The sequence below is a fragment of the Pseudomonas rustica genome (assembly GCF_018336155.1).
In the GTDB taxonomy this organism is placed as follows: domain Bacteria; phylum Pseudomonadota; class Gammaproteobacteria; order Pseudomonadales; family Pseudomonadaceae; genus Aquipseudomonas; species Aquipseudomonas rustica.
In genome coordinates this window covers 327,401-346,934 of record NZ_JAGYHF010000005.1, presented here as the reverse complement: position 1 = coordinate 346,934, position 19,534 = coordinate 327,401, and the positions used below count along the sequence as shown (strand labels likewise).

The 19,534-nt window shown below is 60.3% G+C and carries 18 protein-coding genes; 10 read left to right on the top strand and 8 right to left on the bottom strand.

Annotated features, from left to right (window positions below):
- Position 1: 1 nt before the first annotated feature.
- A complete protein-coding gene (gene tsaE / locus KFS80_RS11835; protein ID WP_053116768.1) occupies positions 2-472 on the bottom strand; it encodes a tRNA (adenosine(37)-N6)-threonylcarbamoyltransferase complex ATPase subunit type 1 TsaE in 471 nt (156 codons plus the stop codon).
- Complete coding sequence (locus KFS80_RS11830) at positions 460-1,959, bottom strand: NAD(P)H-hydrate dehydratase (protein WP_212544902.1); 1,500 nt, start codon at positions 1,957-1,959, stop codon at positions 460-462. The genes tsaE and KFS80_RS11830 overlap by 13 nt, the downstream gene beginning before the upstream one ends.
- Positions 1,960-2,022: 63 nt before the next feature.
- Here KFS80_RS11830 and queG point away from each other — a divergent pair, with 63 nt between their 5' ends.
- Positions 2,023-3,087 (top strand): tRNA epoxyqueuosine(34) reductase QueG, encoded by a 1,065-nt coding sequence (gene queG / locus KFS80_RS11825; RefSeq protein WP_159815244.1) that lies wholly within the window; start codon positions 2,023-2,025, stop codon positions 3,085-3,087.
- A 94-nt stretch (positions 3,088-3,181) separates the two neighbouring features.
- On the opposite strand, the gene KFS80_RS11820 is transcribed toward queG, so the two are convergent.
- Both KFS80_RS11820 and orn read right to left on the bottom strand, forming a co-directional pair.
- Positions 3,182-3,793 (bottom strand): trimeric intracellular cation channel family protein, encoded by a 612-nt coding sequence (locus KFS80_RS11820; RefSeq protein WP_053116765.1) that lies wholly within the window; start codon positions 3,791-3,793, stop codon positions 3,182-3,184.
- Between the two features lie 183 nt (positions 3,794-3,976).
- Positions 3,977-4,519 carry an oligoribonuclease gene (gene orn, locus KFS80_RS11815; RefSeq protein WP_053116764.1) on the bottom strand — a complete coding sequence of 181 codons (543 nt, stop codon included), beginning with the start codon at positions 4,517-4,519 and terminating at the stop codon, positions 3,977-3,979.
- Positions 4,520-4,626: 107 nt separating this feature from the next.
- Here orn and rsgA point away from each other — a divergent pair, with 107 nt between their 5' ends.
- The 4 genes from rsgA (at position 4,627) to KFS80_RS11795 (ending at position 7,724) form a co-directional block, all read left to right on the top strand.
- Entirely contained in the window at positions 4,627-5,658 is a 1,032-nt protein-coding gene (gene rsgA, locus KFS80_RS11810; RefSeq protein WP_007915800.1) for a small ribosomal subunit biogenesis GTPase RsgA, read from the top strand.
- A gap of 211 nt (positions 5,659-5,869) precedes the next feature.
- A complete protein-coding gene (locus KFS80_RS11805; RefSeq protein WP_053116763.1) occupies positions 5,870-6,277 on the top strand; it encodes a TIR domain-containing protein in 408 nt (135 codons plus the stop codon).
- Positions 6,278-6,279: 2 nt separating this feature from the next.
- Positions 6,280-7,239: a caspase family protein gene (locus KFS80_RS11800; RefSeq protein WP_212544901.1), complete on the top strand. Its 960-nt coding sequence runs from the start codon at positions 6,280-6,282 to the stop codon at positions 7,237-7,239.
- Positions 7,239-7,724 (top strand): toll/interleukin-1 receptor domain-containing protein, encoded by a 486-nt coding sequence (locus KFS80_RS11795; protein WP_053116761.1) that lies wholly within the window; start codon positions 7,239-7,241, stop codon positions 7,722-7,724. The genes KFS80_RS11800 and KFS80_RS11795 overlap by 1 nt, the downstream gene beginning before the upstream one ends.
- A 352-nt stretch (positions 7,725-8,076) precedes the next feature.
- Here the strand turns inward: KFS80_RS11795 and motB are convergent, their stop codons facing one another.
- Together motB and motA are read right to left on the bottom strand one after the other, a co-directional pair.
- Positions 8,077-9,135, bottom strand: a complete 1,059-nt coding sequence (gene motB / locus KFS80_RS11790) for a flagellar motor protein MotB (RefSeq protein WP_212544900.1) — start codon at positions 9,133-9,135, stop codon at positions 8,077-8,079.
- A gap of 3 nt (positions 9,136-9,138) precedes the next feature.
- A complete protein-coding gene (motA, locus tag KFS80_RS11785; RefSeq protein ID WP_053116758.1) occupies positions 9,139-9,990 on the bottom strand; it encodes a flagellar motor stator protein MotA in 852 nt (283 codons plus the stop codon).
- A gap of 166 nt (positions 9,991-10,156) precedes the next feature.
- Between motA and KFS80_RS11780 the strand changes: the two genes are divergently transcribed.
- From KFS80_RS11780 to KFS80_RS11765, 4 genes are all read left to right on the top strand, one after another.
- Positions 10,157-11,695 (top strand): HDOD domain-containing protein, encoded by a 1,539-nt coding sequence (locus KFS80_RS11780; RefSeq protein WP_212544899.1) that lies wholly within the window; start codon positions 10,157-10,159, stop codon positions 11,693-11,695.
- A gap of 42 nt (positions 11,696-11,737) precedes the next feature.
- On the top strand, positions 11,738-12,553 hold the full coding sequence (rhdA, locus tag KFS80_RS11775) for a rhodanese-like domain-containing protein (protein ID WP_212544898.1): 816 nt from the start codon (positions 11,738-11,740) through the stop codon (positions 12,551-12,553).
- Positions 12,554-12,571: 18 nt separating this feature from the next.
- Positions 12,572-13,432 carry an archaetidylserine decarboxylase gene (gene asd, locus KFS80_RS11770; protein WP_053116755.1) on the top strand — a complete coding sequence of 287 codons (861 nt, stop codon included), beginning with the start codon at positions 12,572-12,574 and terminating at the stop codon, positions 13,430-13,432.
- Between the two features lie 230 nt (positions 13,433-13,662).
- Positions 13,663-15,414 carry a molecular chaperone gene (locus KFS80_RS11765; protein ID WP_212544897.1) on the top strand — a complete coding sequence of 584 codons (1,752 nt, stop codon included), beginning with the start codon at positions 13,663-13,665 and terminating at the stop codon, positions 15,412-15,414.
- 84 nt (positions 15,415-15,498) lie between these two features.
- Here the strand turns inward: KFS80_RS11765 and serB are convergent, their stop codons facing one another.
- Positions 15,499-16,713 carry a phosphoserine phosphatase SerB gene (gene serB, locus KFS80_RS11760; RefSeq protein WP_212544896.1) on the bottom strand — a complete coding sequence of 405 codons (1,215 nt, stop codon included), beginning with the start codon at positions 16,711-16,713 and terminating at the stop codon, positions 15,499-15,501.
- Between the two features lie 134 nt (positions 16,714-16,847).
- Here serB and KFS80_RS11755 point away from each other — a divergent pair, with 134 nt between their 5' ends.
- Positions 16,848-18,365: an AhpA/YtjB family protein gene (locus KFS80_RS11755; RefSeq protein ID WP_212544895.1), complete on the top strand. Its 1,518-nt coding sequence runs from the start codon at positions 16,848-16,850 to the stop codon at positions 18,363-18,365.
- 326 nt (positions 18,366-18,691) lie between these two features.
- Here the strand turns inward: KFS80_RS11755 and KFS80_RS11750 are convergent, their stop codons facing one another.
- Positions 18,692-19,405 carry a PqiC family protein gene (locus KFS80_RS11750; protein WP_053116751.1) on the bottom strand — a complete coding sequence of 238 codons (714 nt, stop codon included), beginning with the start codon at positions 19,403-19,405 and terminating at the stop codon, positions 18,692-18,694.
- Positions 19,406-19,534: the final 129 nt, after the last annotated feature.

The following is a 19,534-nucleotide window of genomic DNA, read 5'->3' as shown; positions in this document are numbered from 1 at the left end:
TTTAATTGGATTCCAATGCCAAAGCGGCACACCAGGCCTCGCCACGCGAGCCCTGGGATAAAATTTTCAGCGAACGCCCGCTGTCTTGCGGGCTAATGGTAATGGTCAGGTCAGGCTTTGGCAAAAAGCCTGCACCTTTATCGGGCCACTCGATCAGGCACAGCGCATCGTCTTCGAAGTAATCGCGGATGCCGAGAAACTCCAGCTCTTCCGGATCGACCAGTCGATACAGGTCGAAGTGGAAGGCGCGGACGTCACCGATCTCGTAGGGCTCGACCAATGTGAAGGTCGGACTTTTTACCGAGCCAACGTGGCCCAGGCCACGAATGATGCCCCGCGACAGCGTGGTTTTGCCCATCCCGAGGTTGCCTTCCAGAAAAATCAGGCCGTGGCCCTGGGTCACGCGGGCGATCCGTGCGCCAAAGTCGCTCATGGCCTGTTCATCGGCCAGGTACAGGGTTACTTCAGACACGGTGCTTGCTCCTCCAACAACTGACGAATGGCTGGAATCAGATCACTGGCCGCCAGCCCACGGCCCAATTTGCCTTGTTGCGCTCCGGCGTTGGCGTGCAGCCACACGGCCAGACGCGCGGCGTCGAAACTTTGCATTCCCTGCGCCAGCAACGCGCCGGTCAAACCGGCCAGCACATCGCCCAACCCGGCCGTCGCCATCGCCGGGTGGCCCTGATGACACAACGCCAGACGCCCATCGGGATGTGCGATCAGAGTACCCGCACCTTTGAGAGTTACAGTCGCTGCGTATTTTTTGCTCAATGCCCGCGCGGCGGCCGGTCGATCAGCCTGCACTTCGGCGGTACTGATGCCGAGCAGCCGCGCCGCTTCGCCAGGATGCGGAGTGATCACGCAATCCTTGGGCAGCTGCACAAAACCGCTCGCCAGCAGGTTCAACGCATCGGCGTCCCAGACTTGCGGCAACGGCGCATTGGCAGCTGCTGACAGCAACGCCCGGCCCCAACTGGCCTGGCCGAGTCCGGGGCCGATCACCAGTGTCGAGACTTTTTCCAGCAAACCCATCAATTGATTGGCCGACGATGTGCCGAGCGTCATCACCTCCGGCACACGAGTCAGCGCAGCCGGGACATGCTCCGGGCGCGTCGCCAGCGAAACCATTCCGGCGCCGCTGCGCAAAGCGCTTTCGGTGCTGAGCAGGATCGCCCCGCCAAACCCGTGATCGCCACCGATCAGCAACACATGGCCGAAACGGCCCTTGTGCGAAGTCGGCCTACGCGCCGTCAGTTTCGGAAGATTAGCCGGGTTGAGCCGTTGGGCGATGCCCGGAATGTCACGATAGATGTCGGCGCTGGCTTGCAGATCATTAAACAGCAACGAGCCGATGTGATCCGCCGCATCGCCGGTGAACAAACCGAGTTTCAGCCCGATAAAGGTCACCGTCAGATCGGCCTGCACGGCGCCGCCGAGCACATGCCCGGTGTCTGCACATAAACCAGAAGGAATATCGACGGCAGTTACCGGCAAGCCGCTGGCGTTAATGGCTTTGATCGCCGAGAGGTAAGGCTCGCGCACGTCACCGCTCAAACCGGTGCCGAGCAAGGCATCAAGAATAACGCCGCGCAGTTCGCTGTGAGCCTGCCAGCCTTGCACCGCAACACCTTCAGCCAGCGCCTCGGAGTGGGCCAGGGCGGCATCGCCCTGCAATCGCTGCGGATCGCCGACCGCCAACACCCGCACCTGCCACCCGGCTCGCTGTGCCATGGCCGCGACCAGATAACCATCACCAGCGTTGTTGCCATGCCCGGCCAGCACCGTCAGTTCGGTCGCCGACGGCCATTGCCGAACCAGCGCGCGCCACGTTGCATGCGCCGCGCGCTGCATCAATTCGAAGCCCGGCGTGCCGGCGGCAATCAGCCGCGCATCGAGTTCGCGCACCTGTGCGGCGCCATACAGCGCGTCGGGTAATTCATCTTTCGTGTGCGGCATGCGTCTTCGGGCTCCGATGTCTGGCAGAATTATACGCACCTCAGCTCCGGTTTCTCTCGCCTCATGTCCGCCATCACCACAGACCTGCCCGCCCTCGCCCAATCGATCAAGGATTGGGGCCGCGAGCTGGGCTTTCAGCAAGTCGGCATCAGCGGTCTGGATCTCGCCGAGCATGAACAGCATCTGCAGCGCTGGCTCGCGGCCGGCTACCACGGCGAAATGGACTACATGGGCGCCCACGGCAGCAAACGCTCGCACCCGGAAGAACTGGTGCCGGGCACGTTGCGCGTGGTTTCGCTGCGCATGGACTACCTGCCGGGCGACACCGAAATGGCCAAACGCCTGGCCCAACCGGAAAAAGCCTACGTCTCGCGTTATGCCTTGGGCCGCGATTACCACAAATTGATCCGTAAACGTGTGCAGCAATTGGCCGACAAGATTCAATCCGAGATCGGCCCGTTCGGTTTTCGGGCGTTTGTCGACAGCGCTCCGGTGCTGGAAAAAGCCATCGCCGAGCAGGCCGGACTGGGCTGGATCGGCAAAAACACCTTGGTGCTGAACCGTAAGGCTGGCAGCTATTTTTTCTTGAGCGAGTTGTTCGTTGATCTGCCGTTGCCAGTGGATGATCCGCACAGCACCGAACATTGCGGTCGCTGCACCGCATGTCTCGACATCTGCCCGACCAATGCCTTCGTCGGCCCCTATGTGCTGGACGCGCGACGCTGCATTTCGTACCTGACCATCGAACTGAAAAACGCGATCCCCGAAGACCTGCGTCCACTGATCGGCAACCGCGTGTTCGGCTGCGACGACTGCCAGATCGTCTGCCCGTGGAACCGTTTCGCCAAACCCTCCGGCGAAAGCGACTTCAAGCCACGGCACAATCTCGACAATGCGGAACTGGCTGAGTTGTTTATGTGGGACGAGGATAAATTCCTCAGCAGCACCGAAGGCTCACCGCTGCGCCGCGCCGGGTATGAACGCTGGTTGCGCAATCTGGCGGTAGGGCTCGGTAACGCGCCGTCGAGCATTCCGGTGCTGGAAGCATTGAAGGCGCGGCGGGACTATCCGTCAGAGCTGGTACAAGAACACGTCGAATGGGCTCTGAAACAACACGGAATCGCATAATCCCCTGTAGGAGCTGCCGCAGGCTGCGATCTTTTGATCTTGAAACAACGTCAAAAGATCGCAGCCTTCGGCAGCTCCTACATGGAATATTGCGTTACGGCTGATCGTTATAGACGAACTTGGGCATTTCCCAGTGGAAGCGGATCGCCAGCAGGCGCAGCAGGAAGCCGCCGAACAACGTAATCAGGATCGCCTGTTCGCTTGGCACATTCAGATACAGGCAAAGCATGTAACACCACGCCGCGGCGAACGAGACGCTGGCGTAGAGTTCTCGGCGGAAGATCAGCGGGATGTCGTTGCAGAAGATGTCGCGGAGGATGCCGCCGAAGACGCCGGTGATCACGCCGCTGACCGAGGCCACCAACATGCCGTGGCCCATTTCCAGTGCAGTCATGCAGCCGATCAGGGTGAAGGCCACCAGACCGACGGCGTCGAGCACCAGAAACAGTGAGCGCAGGTGGCGCATCCAGCGGGCGGTAAACACGGTGAACATCGCCGCGACCGAGGTCAGCACCAGGTATTCCGGGTGTTTGACCCACGTCAGCGGGTAGTGTCCGAGCAGTACGTCGCGCACCGAACCGCCGCCCAATGCCGTGACGCAGGCGATCAGCACCACGCCAAACCAGTCCATGCCGCGACGACCGGCAGACAGCGCGCCGGTCATGGCTTCAGCGGTGATGGCAATCAGATAGAGCATCAGCAACATGGTGGCGATCCAGTCAGGAAGGCGCGCAGTCTAGCCATTTCGGTGCGGCACCAAAAGAGGGCGCCACAGCAAACACAAAACCCCGTAGGAGCTGCCGCAGGCTGCGATTTTTTGATCTTTGTTTTAAACCTGAAAAACAAGATCAAAAGATCGCAGCCTTCGGCAGCTCCTACAGGGATCGCATCAGAATTTGATGAAGTGCTTGCGGTAGTGCTGCAGCTCGGCGATCGATTCGCGAATATCGTCCAGCGCCAAATGGGTGCTGCCCTTTTTGAAGCTGTCGCGTACGTCCGGTGCCCAGCGTGCCGCCAGTTCCTTGAGCGTCGAGACGTCGAGGTTGCGGTAGTGGAAATAGCTTTCCAGCGCTTTCATGTGGGTATAAAGGAAGCGCCGATCCTGGCAGATGCTGTTGCCGCAGATCGGCGACTTGCCCTTCGGCACCCATTTCTCGAGGAAGGCGATGGTTTCCGCTTCGGCTTCGGCCATGCTGATGCGGCTGTCGCGCACGCGCTGGGTCAGGCCGGAGTTGCCGTGGGTGCGGGTGTTCCATTCGTCCATGCGCGCGAGCACTTCGTCGCTGTGGTGGATGGCGATCACCGGGCCTTCGGCCAAGGTGTTGAGGTCACTGTCGGTGACGATGGTGGCCATTTCGATGATGACGTCGTTGTCCGGGTCAAGGCCGGTCATTTCGAGGTCGATCCAGATCAGATTCTGCGGGTTTTGCATGTTTCGGCTCCTGAGCAATGCTGCGCAGTTTAGCCTAGGCCGGCTGCCGGGCGTGCTAAACTCGCGGCCGTTTTACCTAATCGCTGCATTCTTCAGACGGAACACCCATGGCCAAACGCCAACTCAATCGTCGTCAAAACTGGCGCATCGAAAAGATTCAGGGCGAACGCGCCGCACGCGCCGCCAAACGCGAGTCCTCGGCTGTCGAAGCCCTGGAGGGCGGCGACCTGGGCCCGGAACAGACCGGTCTGGTGATCGCTCACTTCGGCGTGCAAGTCGAAGTCGAGGCCATTGACGGCGAACAGGCCGGCCAGGTTTTCCGCTGCCACTTGCGCGCCAACCTGCCTGCACTGGTGACCGGCGACACGGTTGTCTGGCGTGCCGGCAATCAGGGCATCGGTGTGATCGTCGCGCAATTGCCGCGTACCACCGAACTCTGCCGTCCGGACAGCCGAGGCCAGTTGAAGCCGGTCGCGGCCAACGTCGACATGATCGTCATTGTCTTCGCCCCGCTGCCCGAGCCGCATGCCAACCTGATCGACCGCTATCTCGTCGCCGCCGAACACGCCGGCATCCGCCCGTTGCTGCTGCTGAACAAATTCGACCTGATCGACGAGCACAACGCACCGGCGCTCAATGCGCTGCTGGCGGTGTACCGCACGCTCGGTTATCCGGTGCTGGAAGTGTCGGCGCACCACGGTGACGGCATGGAACAGCTGCAAAAGCAGCTCGACGGACGCATCAGCGTGTTCGTCGGTCAGTCCGGTGTCGGCAAGTCGTCGCTGGTCAACAGCTTGCTGCCTGAAGTCGAAACCCGCGTCGGGCCGCTGTCCGAGTTGTCCGGTCAGGGCACGCACACGACGACCACCGCGCGCCTGTTCCACTTCCCCGGCGGCGGTGAGCTGATCGACTCCCCGGGTATCCGTGAATTCGGCCTCGGCCACGTCAGCCGCGCCGATGTTGAAGCCGGTTTCATCGAGTTCGACGACCTGCTCGGCACTTGCCGTTTCCGCGACTGCAAGCACGACCGCGAACCCGGTTGTGCGTTGCTCAAAGCTCTGGAAGACGGCCGCGTTCAGCAACAGCGCATGAACAGCTACCGCTCGATCATCGCCAGCCTGCCCGAAAACGGCTATTAAACAGTCGCACCGGCAGCCCTTTCCCCAAGGGCTGCCGGAGGTCGGTTTTTCCCTGACACCCTCCTCCCTTTTTTAAACATCGGTCTTTTCTGTAGGACTTTTGCACGCCTGCTTGCAGGACATTTCTCTTTCTTCGCCCAAGCCTTGTGGGCACGCTTCATGAGCCTACATTGAGTTCCTCGTCGCACGTTCGCGCCCCAGAGGAACCCCCATGCAAACCTACCATTTGTTCATCAGCCACTCGTGGAACTACTCCCACGCCCACGACAATCTGGTGCGCCTGCTCAGTGCCCACCCCGACTTCACCTACAAGAATTTTTCGGTGCCGCCGCACAACCCGATCATGGGCGCGCAGACTGACAAACAGCTCGAAGAAGCCATCGAAAACAAGATTCGTCCGTGCTCGGCGGTGCTGATCATGGCCGGCATGTATTCGACCTACAGCAAGTGGATCAACAAGGAAATCGAGATCGCCAAGCGCATGGGCAAGGTGATCATCGCGGTGAAACCGTTCGGCGCCGAGCGCATTTCCACGGTGGTGCGTAACGCCGCACACGCCGAATGCGCGTGGAACACCAACAGCATCGTCGGCGCGATCCGCCTGCACACGGCGGCCTGATCATGCGCAAGGGACTGTTTATCGGCATCAACGACTACACGCATATTTCGCGCCTGAGCGGTTGCAGCAATGACGCCATGGCCATGGCCTCGGTGCTGAAAACCGACGCCGACGGCGACCCCAACTTCAAGAATGTCGTGCTGACGTCGGCTGAGGATTACCTGGGTCGGGAGATGCTCGAAGACCAGATCCGCGAGCTGTTTTTCGGCGACTGCAATGTCGCCCTGCTGTATTTCGCCGGGCATGGCGGTTTCGATACCGACAATGACGAAGGCATGTTGCTGCCCCAGGATTATCGCAACGCCAAGGACGGCATCCGCATCAGCGACATCCTCAACTGGGCGAGCAAAGCCACGCGCATCAAGAACAAAGTGATCATCCTCGATTGCTGCCAAAGCGGCGCCGCCGGTGAAGTGCGCGCCTTGCGCAGCGAAAGCAGTGTGGTCGGCGAAGGCATGACCATTCTCACCGCGTGCAAAAAGGAAGAACCGGCCATGGAAGGCGCGCAACACGGCGTGTTTACCGGTTTGCTGCTTCAGGCCCTGCACGGCGGCGCGGCGAACATTCTCGGCAAGATCACGCCCGGCAGCCTCTATTCCTTTGTCGATAACGCGCTCGACGCTTGGGAACAACGCCCGGTGTTCAAGACCAATGTGTCGCAGTTCATTTCCCTGCGCGAAGTCTCGCCGCTGATCCCCAAAGAGATCCTGCGCAAACTGCCCGAATGGTTTGCCGAAGCCGAATCGACCTACCCGCTCGATCCCAGCTACGAACCGACCGAGGCGACGTTCAACCCAGAGCACGGCGAGGTCTTCGCGCAACTGCAGAAGTGCAATCGCCACAGCCTGATCGAACCGGTCGACGCCGAGCACATGTACTACGCCGCCCTCCACTCCACCGGCTGCCGCCTCACCGCGCTCGGCGCCTACTACCGCGAACTCGCAATCAAAGGACACTTCTGATGCCTGTGTTTATCAGCTACCGCCACATGGATCGTATGCAGGCCATGGCGATCAACAGTCGCCTGAAACAGGCGAACATCAAGACTTATCTGGATGTGCTCGATCCGGAATCACAGACCACCGACGACATCACCGGCGTCATCACCCGCAACATCACCGAGTGCACGCACTTGCTGGCGGTGGTCTCGGAGCGGACGGCTTCGTCGTGGTGGGTGCCGTTCGAGATTGGCGAGGCGACCATCAGCAACCGGCGGATCTGCTCGTTCAAGACCGGGCCGGCGGAGCTGCCGCTGTATCTGGATAAATGGCCGAAATTGAGTACGGATAAAGATCTGGATTTCTTTATTGATGCTTATCGTGAGGAAGTGACGAATAAGCGTTCGGTGATGCTGGATTCGATGAGTGAGTCGATGAAGGGGACTTACAAGAGGAATGCTGAGCAGTTTCATGATCAGTTGAAGGGCAGGATTCGGCGGGGGTTTTGATTGTTCGGCTTGGCTTGATAGCCCCTCACCCTAGCCCTCTCCCGGAGGGAGAGGGGACTGACAGCGGTGATTGTGCGAGGTACGCCGACCTGAAATTCCTGAGTCGTACTCAGGTTTTGAACTGCACAAAGATCTGCTCCATTTCCGCAGTCAAACGCAAATTCTGAACAGCATGAAGATCGGCTCCCCTCCTTCAGTCAAACGCAAATTTTGACAACCACGAAGATCGGCTCCCTTTCCCCTCTACCCCTTGGGGGAGAGGGTTGGGGTGAGGGGGTGCTCTTGGCGCCACACCAAATCTCAAACCGCCAGCCACAAAAAAAGCCGACATCTCTGTCGGCTTTTTCGTCTCTTACTGCTTCGGCGCAGGAGCCGGCGCCGGCGCTGGCACCGCACTCCCCGGTTCCGCCGGTTTCGGCGCGGCGTCATCAAACAAGTTCAGCCGCTCACGCAACTCATGCGGCGGCACCGGTTGCTGATCCGCCGGCAAAGCATTCGGATCAACCGGCGTTGTCGGGGTGGCGCCGTTGTGGCTTTCATCGACTGGCTTCGCCGCGTCCGCACCTTGCGCACCCTCGATCGCTTCCTGGGCCTTTTTGGTCAGGACGACGATGTCGATACGACGGTTGACCGGGTTGAACGGATTTTCCCGGTCGAACAACGCCGACGAGGCATAACCGACGACCCGCGCCACTTGCGCATCCGGATAGCTCCCCGCCACCAGTGCACGACGTGCAGCGTTGGCGCGGTTGGCCGACAGCTCCCAGTTTCCGAAATCGCCGGTGCCAGTGTACGGCTTGGCGTCGGTGTGGCCGCTGATGCTGATTTTGTTCGGCACCGCTTTGATCGTATCGGCCATCGCCAGCAGGATGTCTTCGAAATACGGCTTCAGGCGTGCAGAACCTGAGTCGAACATCGGCCGGTTTTCAGCGTCCATGATCTGGATGCGCAAACCATTCGGAGTGATCTCGAAGAGGATCTGATCCTTGAATTTCTGCAGTTGCGGGTTCTCGTCAACCTTGTTCTGCAGTTCTTGCAGGAGCAGTTCCAGACGTTCTTTCTCGACCTGCTCGGCCATGCCTTCGACCTGTTCGGTGTCGACGGTGACCTTGTCTGGTTGCGGCTGGGATTTCACCTCAGGGTTGAGGGTGTTTTCCGGCGCCAGGGTCGGCGTGCCGCCCAAGTCGATGATGTACGGCGTGCCGCTTTCGGAGAAGCCGACCGGGTCTTTGAAATAACCGGCGATGGCGATCTTCTGCTCGGGTGTGGCGGTGGACAACAGCCACAGCACGAGGAAGAACGCCATCATCGCCGTCGCAAAGTCGGCGAAGGCGATTTTCCACGCTCCGCCGTGATGCCCACCGGCTATGCGCTTGACGCGCTTGATGATAATCGGCTGATTATTTTCCATGACTTAGCGACCGCGAACCGCTTGTTCCAGCTCGGCGAAGCTTGGACGGTGCGCCGGGTACAGCACCTTGCGCCCGAACTCGACTGCCAGCGATGGCGGCATGCCAGAAGCCGAAGCCACCAGCGAGGCCTTGATGGCTTCGTAAACGTTCAGCTCTTCTTTGGCATCGTGGGCCAGCGAATGCGCCAGCGGGCCGAAGAAACCGTACGCCGCGAGAATACCGAAGAAGGTACCCACCAGTGCCGCACCGACGTGCAGACCGATGGATTTCTGATCGCCTTCACCCAGCGAAGCCATGGTCACCACGATACCGAGTACCGCCGCAACAATACCGAAACCCGGCATGGCGTCGGCGATGCCGTTCACCGCGTGGGATGGGTGTTCGAGGTCTTCTTTAAGGCTGTACAGCTCCATGTCGAACAAGCCTTCCAGCTCGTGCGGGGCCATGTTGCCGGACGACATGATGCGCAGGTAATCGCAGATGAACGCGGTCATGCGTTCGTCTTTGAGCACGGCCGGGTACTTGGCGAAGATCGGGCTCGCGGCGGCATCTTCGATGTCGCCCTCGATGGCCATCATGCCTTCGCGGCGGCTCTTGTTGAGGATCTCGTAGATCAGACCCAGCACTTCCAGATAGAACGTGTGGGTGAAGCGCGAACTGAACATGCTCAGGGATTTCTTGAGCACGTGCATCGTCATGTAGCCGGGGTTGGCCTGCAGGAACGCACCGAGTGCCGCGCCACCGATAATCAACACCTCGAAAGGCTGGATAAGGGCGGCAATTTTGCCGTGGGAAAGCACGTATCCGCCGAGCACGCTCGCGAATACGACGATGATGCCGATAATTTTAGCCATAGGTAGAAAGTACTTATTTAAGTCGGGTTCAAGGTCATATTCGGAAGTTAAAAAATCTCTTCTTCTACTTATCGGCAAAACTGCGCCAGACTATAGCCAGTTCAGGCGAAAAGCCAATTTAGCCCATGCCGGGCGCGTCTAAAGCAGATGAAGATCCCGTCCAGACATGGCTAATGAAACGAACGTCCCACACGCAAAACCGACCACCCTCGAAGGCTGGGTCAAGCTGCTCGACAGCGTTCGCCTGCCCGTGCCGCAAGAGGCACACGACAAGGTCTGTCGCGCGATCCGTGATAACCGCAGCTCGCTGCGCGACATCGCCGATTTGATGCAGGACAGCCCGGCGCTGGCCTTGAGCATCATCCGTGAGGCCAATCGTCACACCCACGGCAACATGGGCACGCCGGCGGAAAATCTGGAAGTGGCGATCAATCGTCTCGGCCTCGCCCGTACCGAAGAGTTGCTCGCGCGTCTGCCGGCCCAACCGCAGATGCAAATCCCCAAGGCCCTGCGCCAATTGCAGATGATCAGCCAGCACGCGACGCAACAGGCCAATGGCTTTTTCGCCAGTCGCCTGGCGCGGCTGTGGCAGGACATTCATTGGGGCAGCCTGTTGTTTCTGTCGCCGCTGTGGCCACTGGCGCTGACTTATCCACAGTTGCTCGAAGAGTGGGAGCTGCGGGTTATCCACAAGGGCGAGTCGGCGCGCACCGTCGAAAAGCAATTGTTCGGCGTGCGCCTGCTGCGGATCGCGGAAGCGCTGGTTGCGGTCTGGCACCTGCCGATCTGGGTGCAGCAAGGCTATAAATTGTTGCTCAGCGAACAGCGTGAACTGGTCAAAGTGCTGCGCATCGCCCGCGACAGCGAACACCCGCTGCGCCAGCAAAATCGCCTCGACGATGACCCGACTTTGCGCCGCTGGCTCAACCAACCGGCCAACACCGTGCTGCTGGCCAACGGTCTGGCGCTGTCAGCGCAACAGGCCTGGGACAGTCCGCACAGTGAACGCTGGCAGTACCTGACCAGCCTATATCTGCAGATTTCCATGGACGAGGTGCAGCAACAGTTGCACCAACAAGCCGCGAACAGTGCCCGTCAGCATGCGATGCCTGATTTGTGGCACCCGGCGGTTTCGCTGTTGTGGCCGTGGGGCACTCGTCGTTTACCCGCCGGGATGTTGCCCGCCGCCGCGCCGACCTCTGAAGACCTGGGCCAGTGGCGCAAGCAATGCGCCGAACTGCTGGCCGAGCCGAGCCGTTTCACCAATGCCATGAGCCTGACCGTCGCCGCCCGCGATGCGCTGGTGGCCAGCGGCATGCGCCGGGTGATGATACTGATGGCTGACCGCACGCAATCCAATCTGCGCGTGAATCAAACCTTCGGCCTGCCGAAAGAAGCGGCAGCGCTGAATTTTGTCGTCAGCCAGAGCAGCGTGCTGCAACGTTTACTCGCGCAACAGGCGCAGGTGCGGATCAACCCGGACAACAACGCTCAATTTTCCGCGTTGCTGCCATCGGGCCTGCGCACGCTGTTTCGCGGTGAGCATTTGTTCCTGCGTTCATTGGTCAACAATGGCCGGGTGATCATGATCGTTGTCGCCGATCAGGGCGGCGGGCCGTTTGCCGACATCACCGTGCAGGCCTTTGGCAAAACCGCGCAGTGCATCGAAAAAGCCCTGCACAGCTTTAGCAGCCGTGGCCGATGAGGCTGCGCTACAATCCTCCCCTTTGTGCTCTGGAGACCTCGCATGTCTGACTTCTCTGGCTTGCCGCTCGTCATCGAACCGAGCGACCTGCTGCCTCGGCTTGAGTCTGAAGAGCTGATTCTGGTGGATCTGACCAGTGCCGCCCGCTACACCGAGGGACATCTCCCCGGCGCGCGCTTTGTCGACCCCAAGCGTACCCAGCTCGGCCAGCCGCCGGCGCCGGGTTTGCTGCCGGCCAAAGCCGATCTGGAAGCGTTGTTCGGTGAGCTGGGCCATCGCAAGGACGCGGTCTACGTGGTTTACGACGATGAGGGCGGCGGCTGGGCCGGACGCTTCATCTGGTTGCTCGACGTGATCGGTCACCACAAGTACCACTATATAGACGGTGGTTTGCCGGCGTGGCTGGCGGATGGCATGCCGATGTCGATTCAAGTGCCGGCAGCCGTCGGAGGCCCACTGCCGTTGACCCTGCACGACGAGCCGACCGCGACCCGTGAATACCTGCAAAGCCGTCTCGGGGCTGCCGATCTGGCGATCTGGGATGCGCGCGGGCCGCTGGAATACTCCGGCGAGAAAGTGCTGGCCGCCAAGGCCGGGCACATTCCCGGCGCGGTCAATTTTGAATGGACGGCGGGCATGGACAAGGCGCGTCAGTTGCGCATTCGCAGCGACATGCCGCAGATCCTCGAAGACCTCGGGATCACCAAGGACAAAGAAATCATTACCCACTGCCAGACCCATCACCGGTCGGGCTTCACTTATCTGGTGGCCAAATCCCTCGGTTATCCGCGGGTCAAAGGCTACGCCGGTTCCTGGGGCGAATGGGGCAACCACCCTGACACGCCAGTCGAGATTTAAGGTTTTTAAGGACAACTAATGAAAGAGCGTCTGTTTATCCTCAGTCAGTACCTGCTGCCTCATCACCTGCTGTCGCGCCTGGCCGGCTGCGTTGCCGAGTGCCGCGTGCGCTGGTTCAAGAATGCGTTCACCCAGTGGTTCGCCAAGCGTTATCAAGTCGACATGTCGCAAGCGCTGGTGGAAGACCTGACCGCTTACGAGCACTTCAACGCCTTCTTCACCCGCGCCCTGAAAGACGGCGCGCGCCCGCTGGACGAAACCCCGGGCGCGATCCTCAGCCCGGCCGACGGTGCGGTCAGCCAGCTCGGCCCGATCGAACACGGTCGCGTGTTCCAGGCCAAGGGCCACAGCTTCAGCGTGCTCGAACTGCTCGGCGGTGACGCGGCCAATGCGGCACCGTTCATGGGCGGCGACTTCGCCACTATTTACCTGTCGCCGAAGGACTACCACCGCGTGCACATGCCGCTGGCCGGCACCCTGCGCGAGATGGTCTATATCCCGGGGCGGATCTTCTCGGTGAATCAGACTACCGCTGAAAACGTGCCGGAACTGTTCGCTCGCAACGAGCGCGTGGCGTGCATTTTCGACACCGAGCGCGGCCCGATGGCGGTGGTGCTGGTCGGCGCGATGATCGTCGCTTCGATTGAAACCGTGTGGGCCGGTCTGGTCACGCCGCCGAAGCGCGAGCTGAAAACCTTCCGCTACGACGAAGCCGCCCGTGCGCCGATCCACTTGGAGAAAGGTGCTGAACTGGGCCGCTTCAAACTGGGTTCGACCGCGATCGTGCTGTTCGGCCCGGATCAGGTGAAATGGGCTGAAGAACTGGTTGCCGGTTCGCCGGTGCAGATGGGCCAAGGCCTGGCACTGCCAAACGCCTGATTCCAGAAACACACAATCCTTGTAGGAGCTGCCGCAGGCTGCGATCTTGATCGTTCCCACGCTCTGCGTGGGAATGCAGCCGTGGACGCTCCGCGTTCAAAGATCAAAAGATCAAAAGATCAAAAGATCGCAGCCTGCGGCAGCTCCTACACGTTGTTTTGTATGCATCGTCAATGACGATGCGTTGAGGCAGAACACCCGCTCGCTTATTTGCTGCTATGGTTTTTGGCATGAGCCAGACCATCTCTCCCCCACAGCTGCGCGCCCCGACCCCGAATCAGCCGCGCCTGTCATTTTGCGAAGCTACCCCGCGCGACCTCAAGCGCTGGATCGCCGGCCTGCCCAAGGCCAACATCGGCGAAACCGCCCGCCAGTTGTATCAAGGCCTCGGCGAACTCAACCAATTACTCACGCCCAGCGACAATCGTCTGCACCTGCTCGAATTGCTGCGGCCCGAGGTGTATTTCGTCTGTCAGCATCTGGAGCGACATTTCCTGCATCAGGCGATCATGCTCGATGAGCGTTCGCGCAAGATCAGCAATCTGTGTCAGGCCCTGCAAAGTCATCTGGCGATCGGTTACAAACAGATCGTTGTGCGGATTGCGCCGAAGTACAGCAAGGATCGTGCGGCGTTGGTTGGATTGGCTTTGCAGCGCGCGGCGCATGCGTTGAAGGGCCAACTGGTTCGCGCAACCCAGCTGTACAGTCCGCCGCCAGAGCATCTGTGGTTTGAACTGCATCAGCTCTATCGCATCGCGTGTCAATTGCAGTTGCAACAGCGGCGTGTGCATGACGATCTGTCCAGCCTGACCACGGAGCTGAGCCTCGAACAAACCTACATCGCCGCCCTGCTCCTCGGCAGCGCCCGCTGCAATCAACTGCGCCAGAACCAGATCGCCCGCCTTGCCGAAGTGCTTGAACCATGGAGCGCCCTGCTCAAGCTGCACCCCGGTACGCCCGACGACGGCCTGTTTGCGATCAGCGCCGAACTCGATGTCGGCCCGCGTTACCGCAGCATGTTCCGCAGTGAGCAACGCGCCGGTTTGCTCGGCTTCGATCCGCAACCGCTGGTGAATACCCTCGAAGCGCATTTGCTGCATCAGGACACGTCCAAGCCTTTGCCCGTCCCGACCGGGCTGAGTTTCGACACGCTGCAACATTTACACGCGACGTGGGGCGAAGCGGCCGAGCGCAGTTTTCAGCGCACCGTCGGCCAAGGCAATCTGACCGTGTGCGTGGGCATGAGCCCCCTGCACTTCTACCTTGGCGGCGAGCGCAGTTTCAGCGATATGCTCAAACATCCCGGCGCCCGCGCAGCGAATTTCAGCCACGCCGTGGTTCAAGGTGAAAAGGACAGCTGGAGCCATGCCTTCGATGCGGCGCCACAGAATAACGAGGAATTTTTGCCCTACGAAGAAATCCAGTACGACCACCTCGGCGAAGATGAAAGCAGCGCCGACGCCGCACCGCACTATCCGACCTACGCATTGCCCGTGATCAATCACAGCCCCGGCGGTTACTGCCTGGGCTGGCCGAAAGAAGTCCCCGCCGAGTTGCAGGCCGGGGAAATGCTCGGCATTCAGGACAGCGTCAGTCTGGGCTGGAGCATCGCGGTGATTCGCTGGATTCGTCAGGTGCGCGGCGGCGGCACGCAAATGGGCATTGAACTGGTGGCGCCGCATGCGCAGCCCTGCGGCTTGCAACTGGTGCGTTCGCGGGACGATCACAGCCAGTATTTGCGTGGATTATTGTTGCCGGAGATCAGCGCGATCGACGTGCCCGCGACACTGCTCGCGCCGTGCCTGCCGTTTCAGGAAGGCAGCAAAGTGCTGATCAACACCCACGGCAAAGAACACCGCGCCGGGCTGGATCGGCGGGTGGCGAGTACGCACAGTTTTAATCAGTTCGCTTACCGCTCGCTGGAAGCCGCGCAGAATGGCGGGAGCGAGGAGGATTTTGATTCGTTGTGGAAGTCGCTATAAAGCAAAAGATCGCAGCCTTCGGCAGCTCCTACAGGAGAAAAACCATGTAGGAGCTGCCGAAGGCTGCGATCTTTTGATCTTTAATTACAACTGCCCATCACGATCACGGAAACCCAGCAAATACAGCACACCATCCAGACCCAACGTCGAAATCGCCTGCTTCGCCGATCGCTTCACCAACGGCTTGGCCCGGAACGCCACACCCAGCCCGGCAATTGCCAGCATCGGTAAATCGTTCGCGCCATCGCCCACGGCAATGGTCTGCTCCAGACGCAAACCTTCCTTGTGTGCCAACTCTTTCAGCAAATCAGCCTTACGCTGCGCATCAACAATCGGCTCGATCGCCACGCCGGTGCACTTGCCGTCGACCACTTCCAGTTCGTTGGCGAACACGTAGTCGATGCCGAGTTTGGCCTGCAATTGTTTGGCGAAATAGGTGAAGCCGCCAGACAGGATCGCGGTCTTGTAACCCAGACGTTTGAGCTCGGCGAACAACGTTTCCGCGCCTTCGGTCAGACGCAGCGAAGCGCCGATCGAATCAAGCACGCTGACGTCGAGGCCTTTGAGCAGCGCCAGACGTTCTTTGAAACTGGCGCGGAAATCCAGCTCGCCGGACATCGCCCGTTCGGTGATGGCCGACACCTGTTCACCGACACCGGCAGCCTTGGCCAGCTCATCGATCACTTCCGCTTCGATCAGCGTCGAGTCCATGTCGAACACGGCCAGACGCCGGTTGCGACGGAACAGTGAATCTTCCTGGAAAGCGATGTCGACGTTCAGCTCTTGGGCGACGCTGAGGAATTCGGCGCGCAAGGCCTGCGGATCGGCCGCTTCGCCACGCACGGAAAACTCGATGCAGCCCTTGCCCTTGTCCGCCGGCGTGTCCAGCGGCATGCGACCCGACAGACGGTCGATGTGGTCGATGTTCAAACCGTATTTAGCAGTGATCGAGCTGACGGCCTGCAATTGGCCGGCGGTCACCTTGCGGGTCAGCAAGGTCACGATGTGGCGTTTTTTGCCCTGGTTGCCCACCCATTGCTGGTAATCCTCTTCGGACACCGGGGTGAAGCGCACCTGCTGGTCGAGCTCGTAGCCCTTGAACAGGATGTCCTTGAGCACGGATTTGCCTTGCTCGGAATCGGGAATTTCAACCAGGATGCCGAACGACAGGGTGTCGTGGATCACCGCCTGACCGATATCGAGAATGTTCACACCACCTTGTGCCAAAACACCGGTAATGGCTGCCGTCAGACCCGGACGGTCGACTCCCGTGATGTTAATCAGGACGATTTCGCGCAACGCGCACCCCCGCAACTGGAAAAAAACCGCATTCTACCCACTTTCAGTGACCATCGGGCACCGTCAGCGCTTTGCCGGTCTAGGGCCTGTCGCTATACTGCGCGTCAACTTCACGGACAAAAGAGCCGAGCTCAGTGAACCGGCCCACGCCAGTTAAAACCGATAACTTCTTCCTGCTGATCTTCCGTGCACTGCGCCACCGCCGTGTACCGATTGCATTGCGCATTGCCAGCCATAACGTGATCCTGGTCGCTCTGGCCCTGGTGATCTATGCCGGCGTGATGGGTTTGCAATTCAAGCAGGCCATGCACCAGCAGGCCGATGCGCTGGGCGAAAGCCTGACCACGCAGACCGCGACCTCTGCCACGGAGCTGTTGGTGTCCAACGACATCCTCAGCCTCAACGTGCTGCTCAACAACCTGACCAAGAACAAACTGGTGGCCCACGCGGCAATCTACAGCGTGGATAACCGCATCCTCGCCGAGTCCGGTCAGCGGCCCAAGCACAGCCTGTTGGGCGAAGCCGAAGGCATGTACGAGAGCAAGATCACGTTCCAGGACGTGACCGCCGGGCAACTGCGCATCAGCCTCGACATGGATCAGTTCCAGCAGCCGATGACCATCAGCCTGCAAAGCATGGGCATTCTCAGCGGGATTCTGTTGGCGCTGTCGCTGGCCCTGAGCCTGCGCATTGGCCGTAATTTGTCGACGCCACTGCTGCAATTGCGCGTGTGGCTGCGCAACATCGACGAGTACACGCCAGGCACAGATCGTCAGGACGAGATCGGCGATCTGGCGCGTCAACTGCACGCCAACTACGCCCCGGAACCAGCGCCCGTGCCTGAACCGGAACCCGAGCCGGAATTCGAAGAAGAGGACGACGAACCCGAGTTCGAAGTGCGCAACCTGCGCGATCCGAGCTTCGACGAAACCCGTCCGATGGCCGCCCAGAAACCGGCGCCACGCCACGTCGTCAGCACCGTTGAAGACGATGAAGACGACGACGCGTTTGCCGATCTGCGCGACGAATCGCTCGATGCAGCACCGCAACCGGTCGTGCGCAGAGCCACGCCGAGCGTGCCGCAACACAGTGCGGTGCTCGCCGTGCAACTGGGTTCGCAGGAACAACTGCGTCGCCTGCCGCGTGCGCGTCTGGAAGAATTGCTGGAACGTTATCGCGACTGCCTCGATCAGGCGGCTTCGTTGTATCAGGGTGAAATCGAAACCTTGAACGACGGCAGCACGCTGATGCTGTTCCACACCGAAGACAGTGGCGACGATTACCTGACCAACGCGATCTGCTGCGGCGAGCTGCTGCGCGCGCTGGGCCATCAGTTGCAGATTGAAGTCGCGGACAGCGGCATCACCCTGCAATTGCAGTTGGGCCTGACCTTGGGCGATGAGCTGTTTGGGTTGAGCCAGATCGATCTGCTGCTGACGGATTCGGCGCAGGATGCTTTGGCCCTGTCGCAGCACAGCCGCAATCTGCTGCTGGTGGAACGCAAGATTGGTGACGACGCGCTGATCCGCCAACGCGCGCGAATCCGCCCGATCGCCAGCCCTGAGGGGGCTTGCTGTGTGGAGCGGTTGATGGAGCCTTATCCGTCGATGCTGGAACGGCAACTGGCGCGGATGCATGAGCGTCGGGCTTAAGCGTTCGGCCTGAAACACAGAAGCCCGCAGACGAGTGATTGTCTGCGGGCTTTTTTGTGGGTGACTGAAAAGCCCCTCACCCTAGCCCTCTCCCAAAGGGAGAGGGGACTGATTGGGGGATATTGCAGAGCTGCACCGACTTGAACGCCCAGCTGTGAATCCATAATCGCCAAGCGCTTGCAGGTCGACGTATGACGCCAGACACCTCGGTCAGTCCCCTCTCCCTCCGGGAGAGGGTTAGGGTGAGGGGCTTTTGATCTTTCACGCAGAACCCCAGACACAACAAAGCCCGCACAAGGCGGGCTCTGTTTTAACTCGATCCAGCGTTAGAAGCGGAACACTTCCATATCCGTCCGAATCGGCGAAGCCATTGGAATCTTCGGCTGCTTATCCGCGTCCGCCGCCGGCGCTGCCGGTTTCGGTGCCGACTTACGCGGCGCTTCAGCCACCGGAGGCTGATTAGCCAACGGCTTCAACGCCACCGACAATTGCTCAGCCAGACGCTGCAACAAGATCCCTTGCGCCTGCACTTGCGAAGCCGTACTGCCCGCATGCAGCTCTTGCAGATGAATGATGCGGTTATCCCGCACCTGACCACGACGGTCAATCAAACGCCACTGCGCATCCAGAATCGCCGGTTGTTTAACCCCGGAGTCCAGACGCGTGATGGTCAGCAACACCTGCACATCCGGGGTAAACCCGCTGGTGGCCGGTGCCAGCACCACACGTTGGCTGTCGAGGTGACCCGCGACCTGACGCATCAACAACTGATCGATATCCGACGAAAGGCTGCCGGCCCAACGACCATCGGTCGCCGCTTGCAGGCTGCCGTCGGGTTGACGTTGCAGCAGTGTTTCACGTTGCAGGTAATCAGCGACGACTACCGGGCCCAACAAAACCGCCATGCCCGCGCTTTGCGCAGGCTGAACCGGACTTCCGCTGTCCAGTTGATACAGCGACACCGGCTGGTGAACGCTGCAACCCGCCAGGCCAAGAACGCCGGCGAGCAACAAAATAAGTGGAAGGCGTAGCGCAGTCATCATCCCGTCCAGGTGGCCGCCACAAGGCTGACCACAGTGAAAATACTCAATAAATATGAAGAACGCTCGGCCACGCCGGCGCTTGAAAGGCCATATCATCCGTGAATATGCGTTCCGACTCCAGCGCCA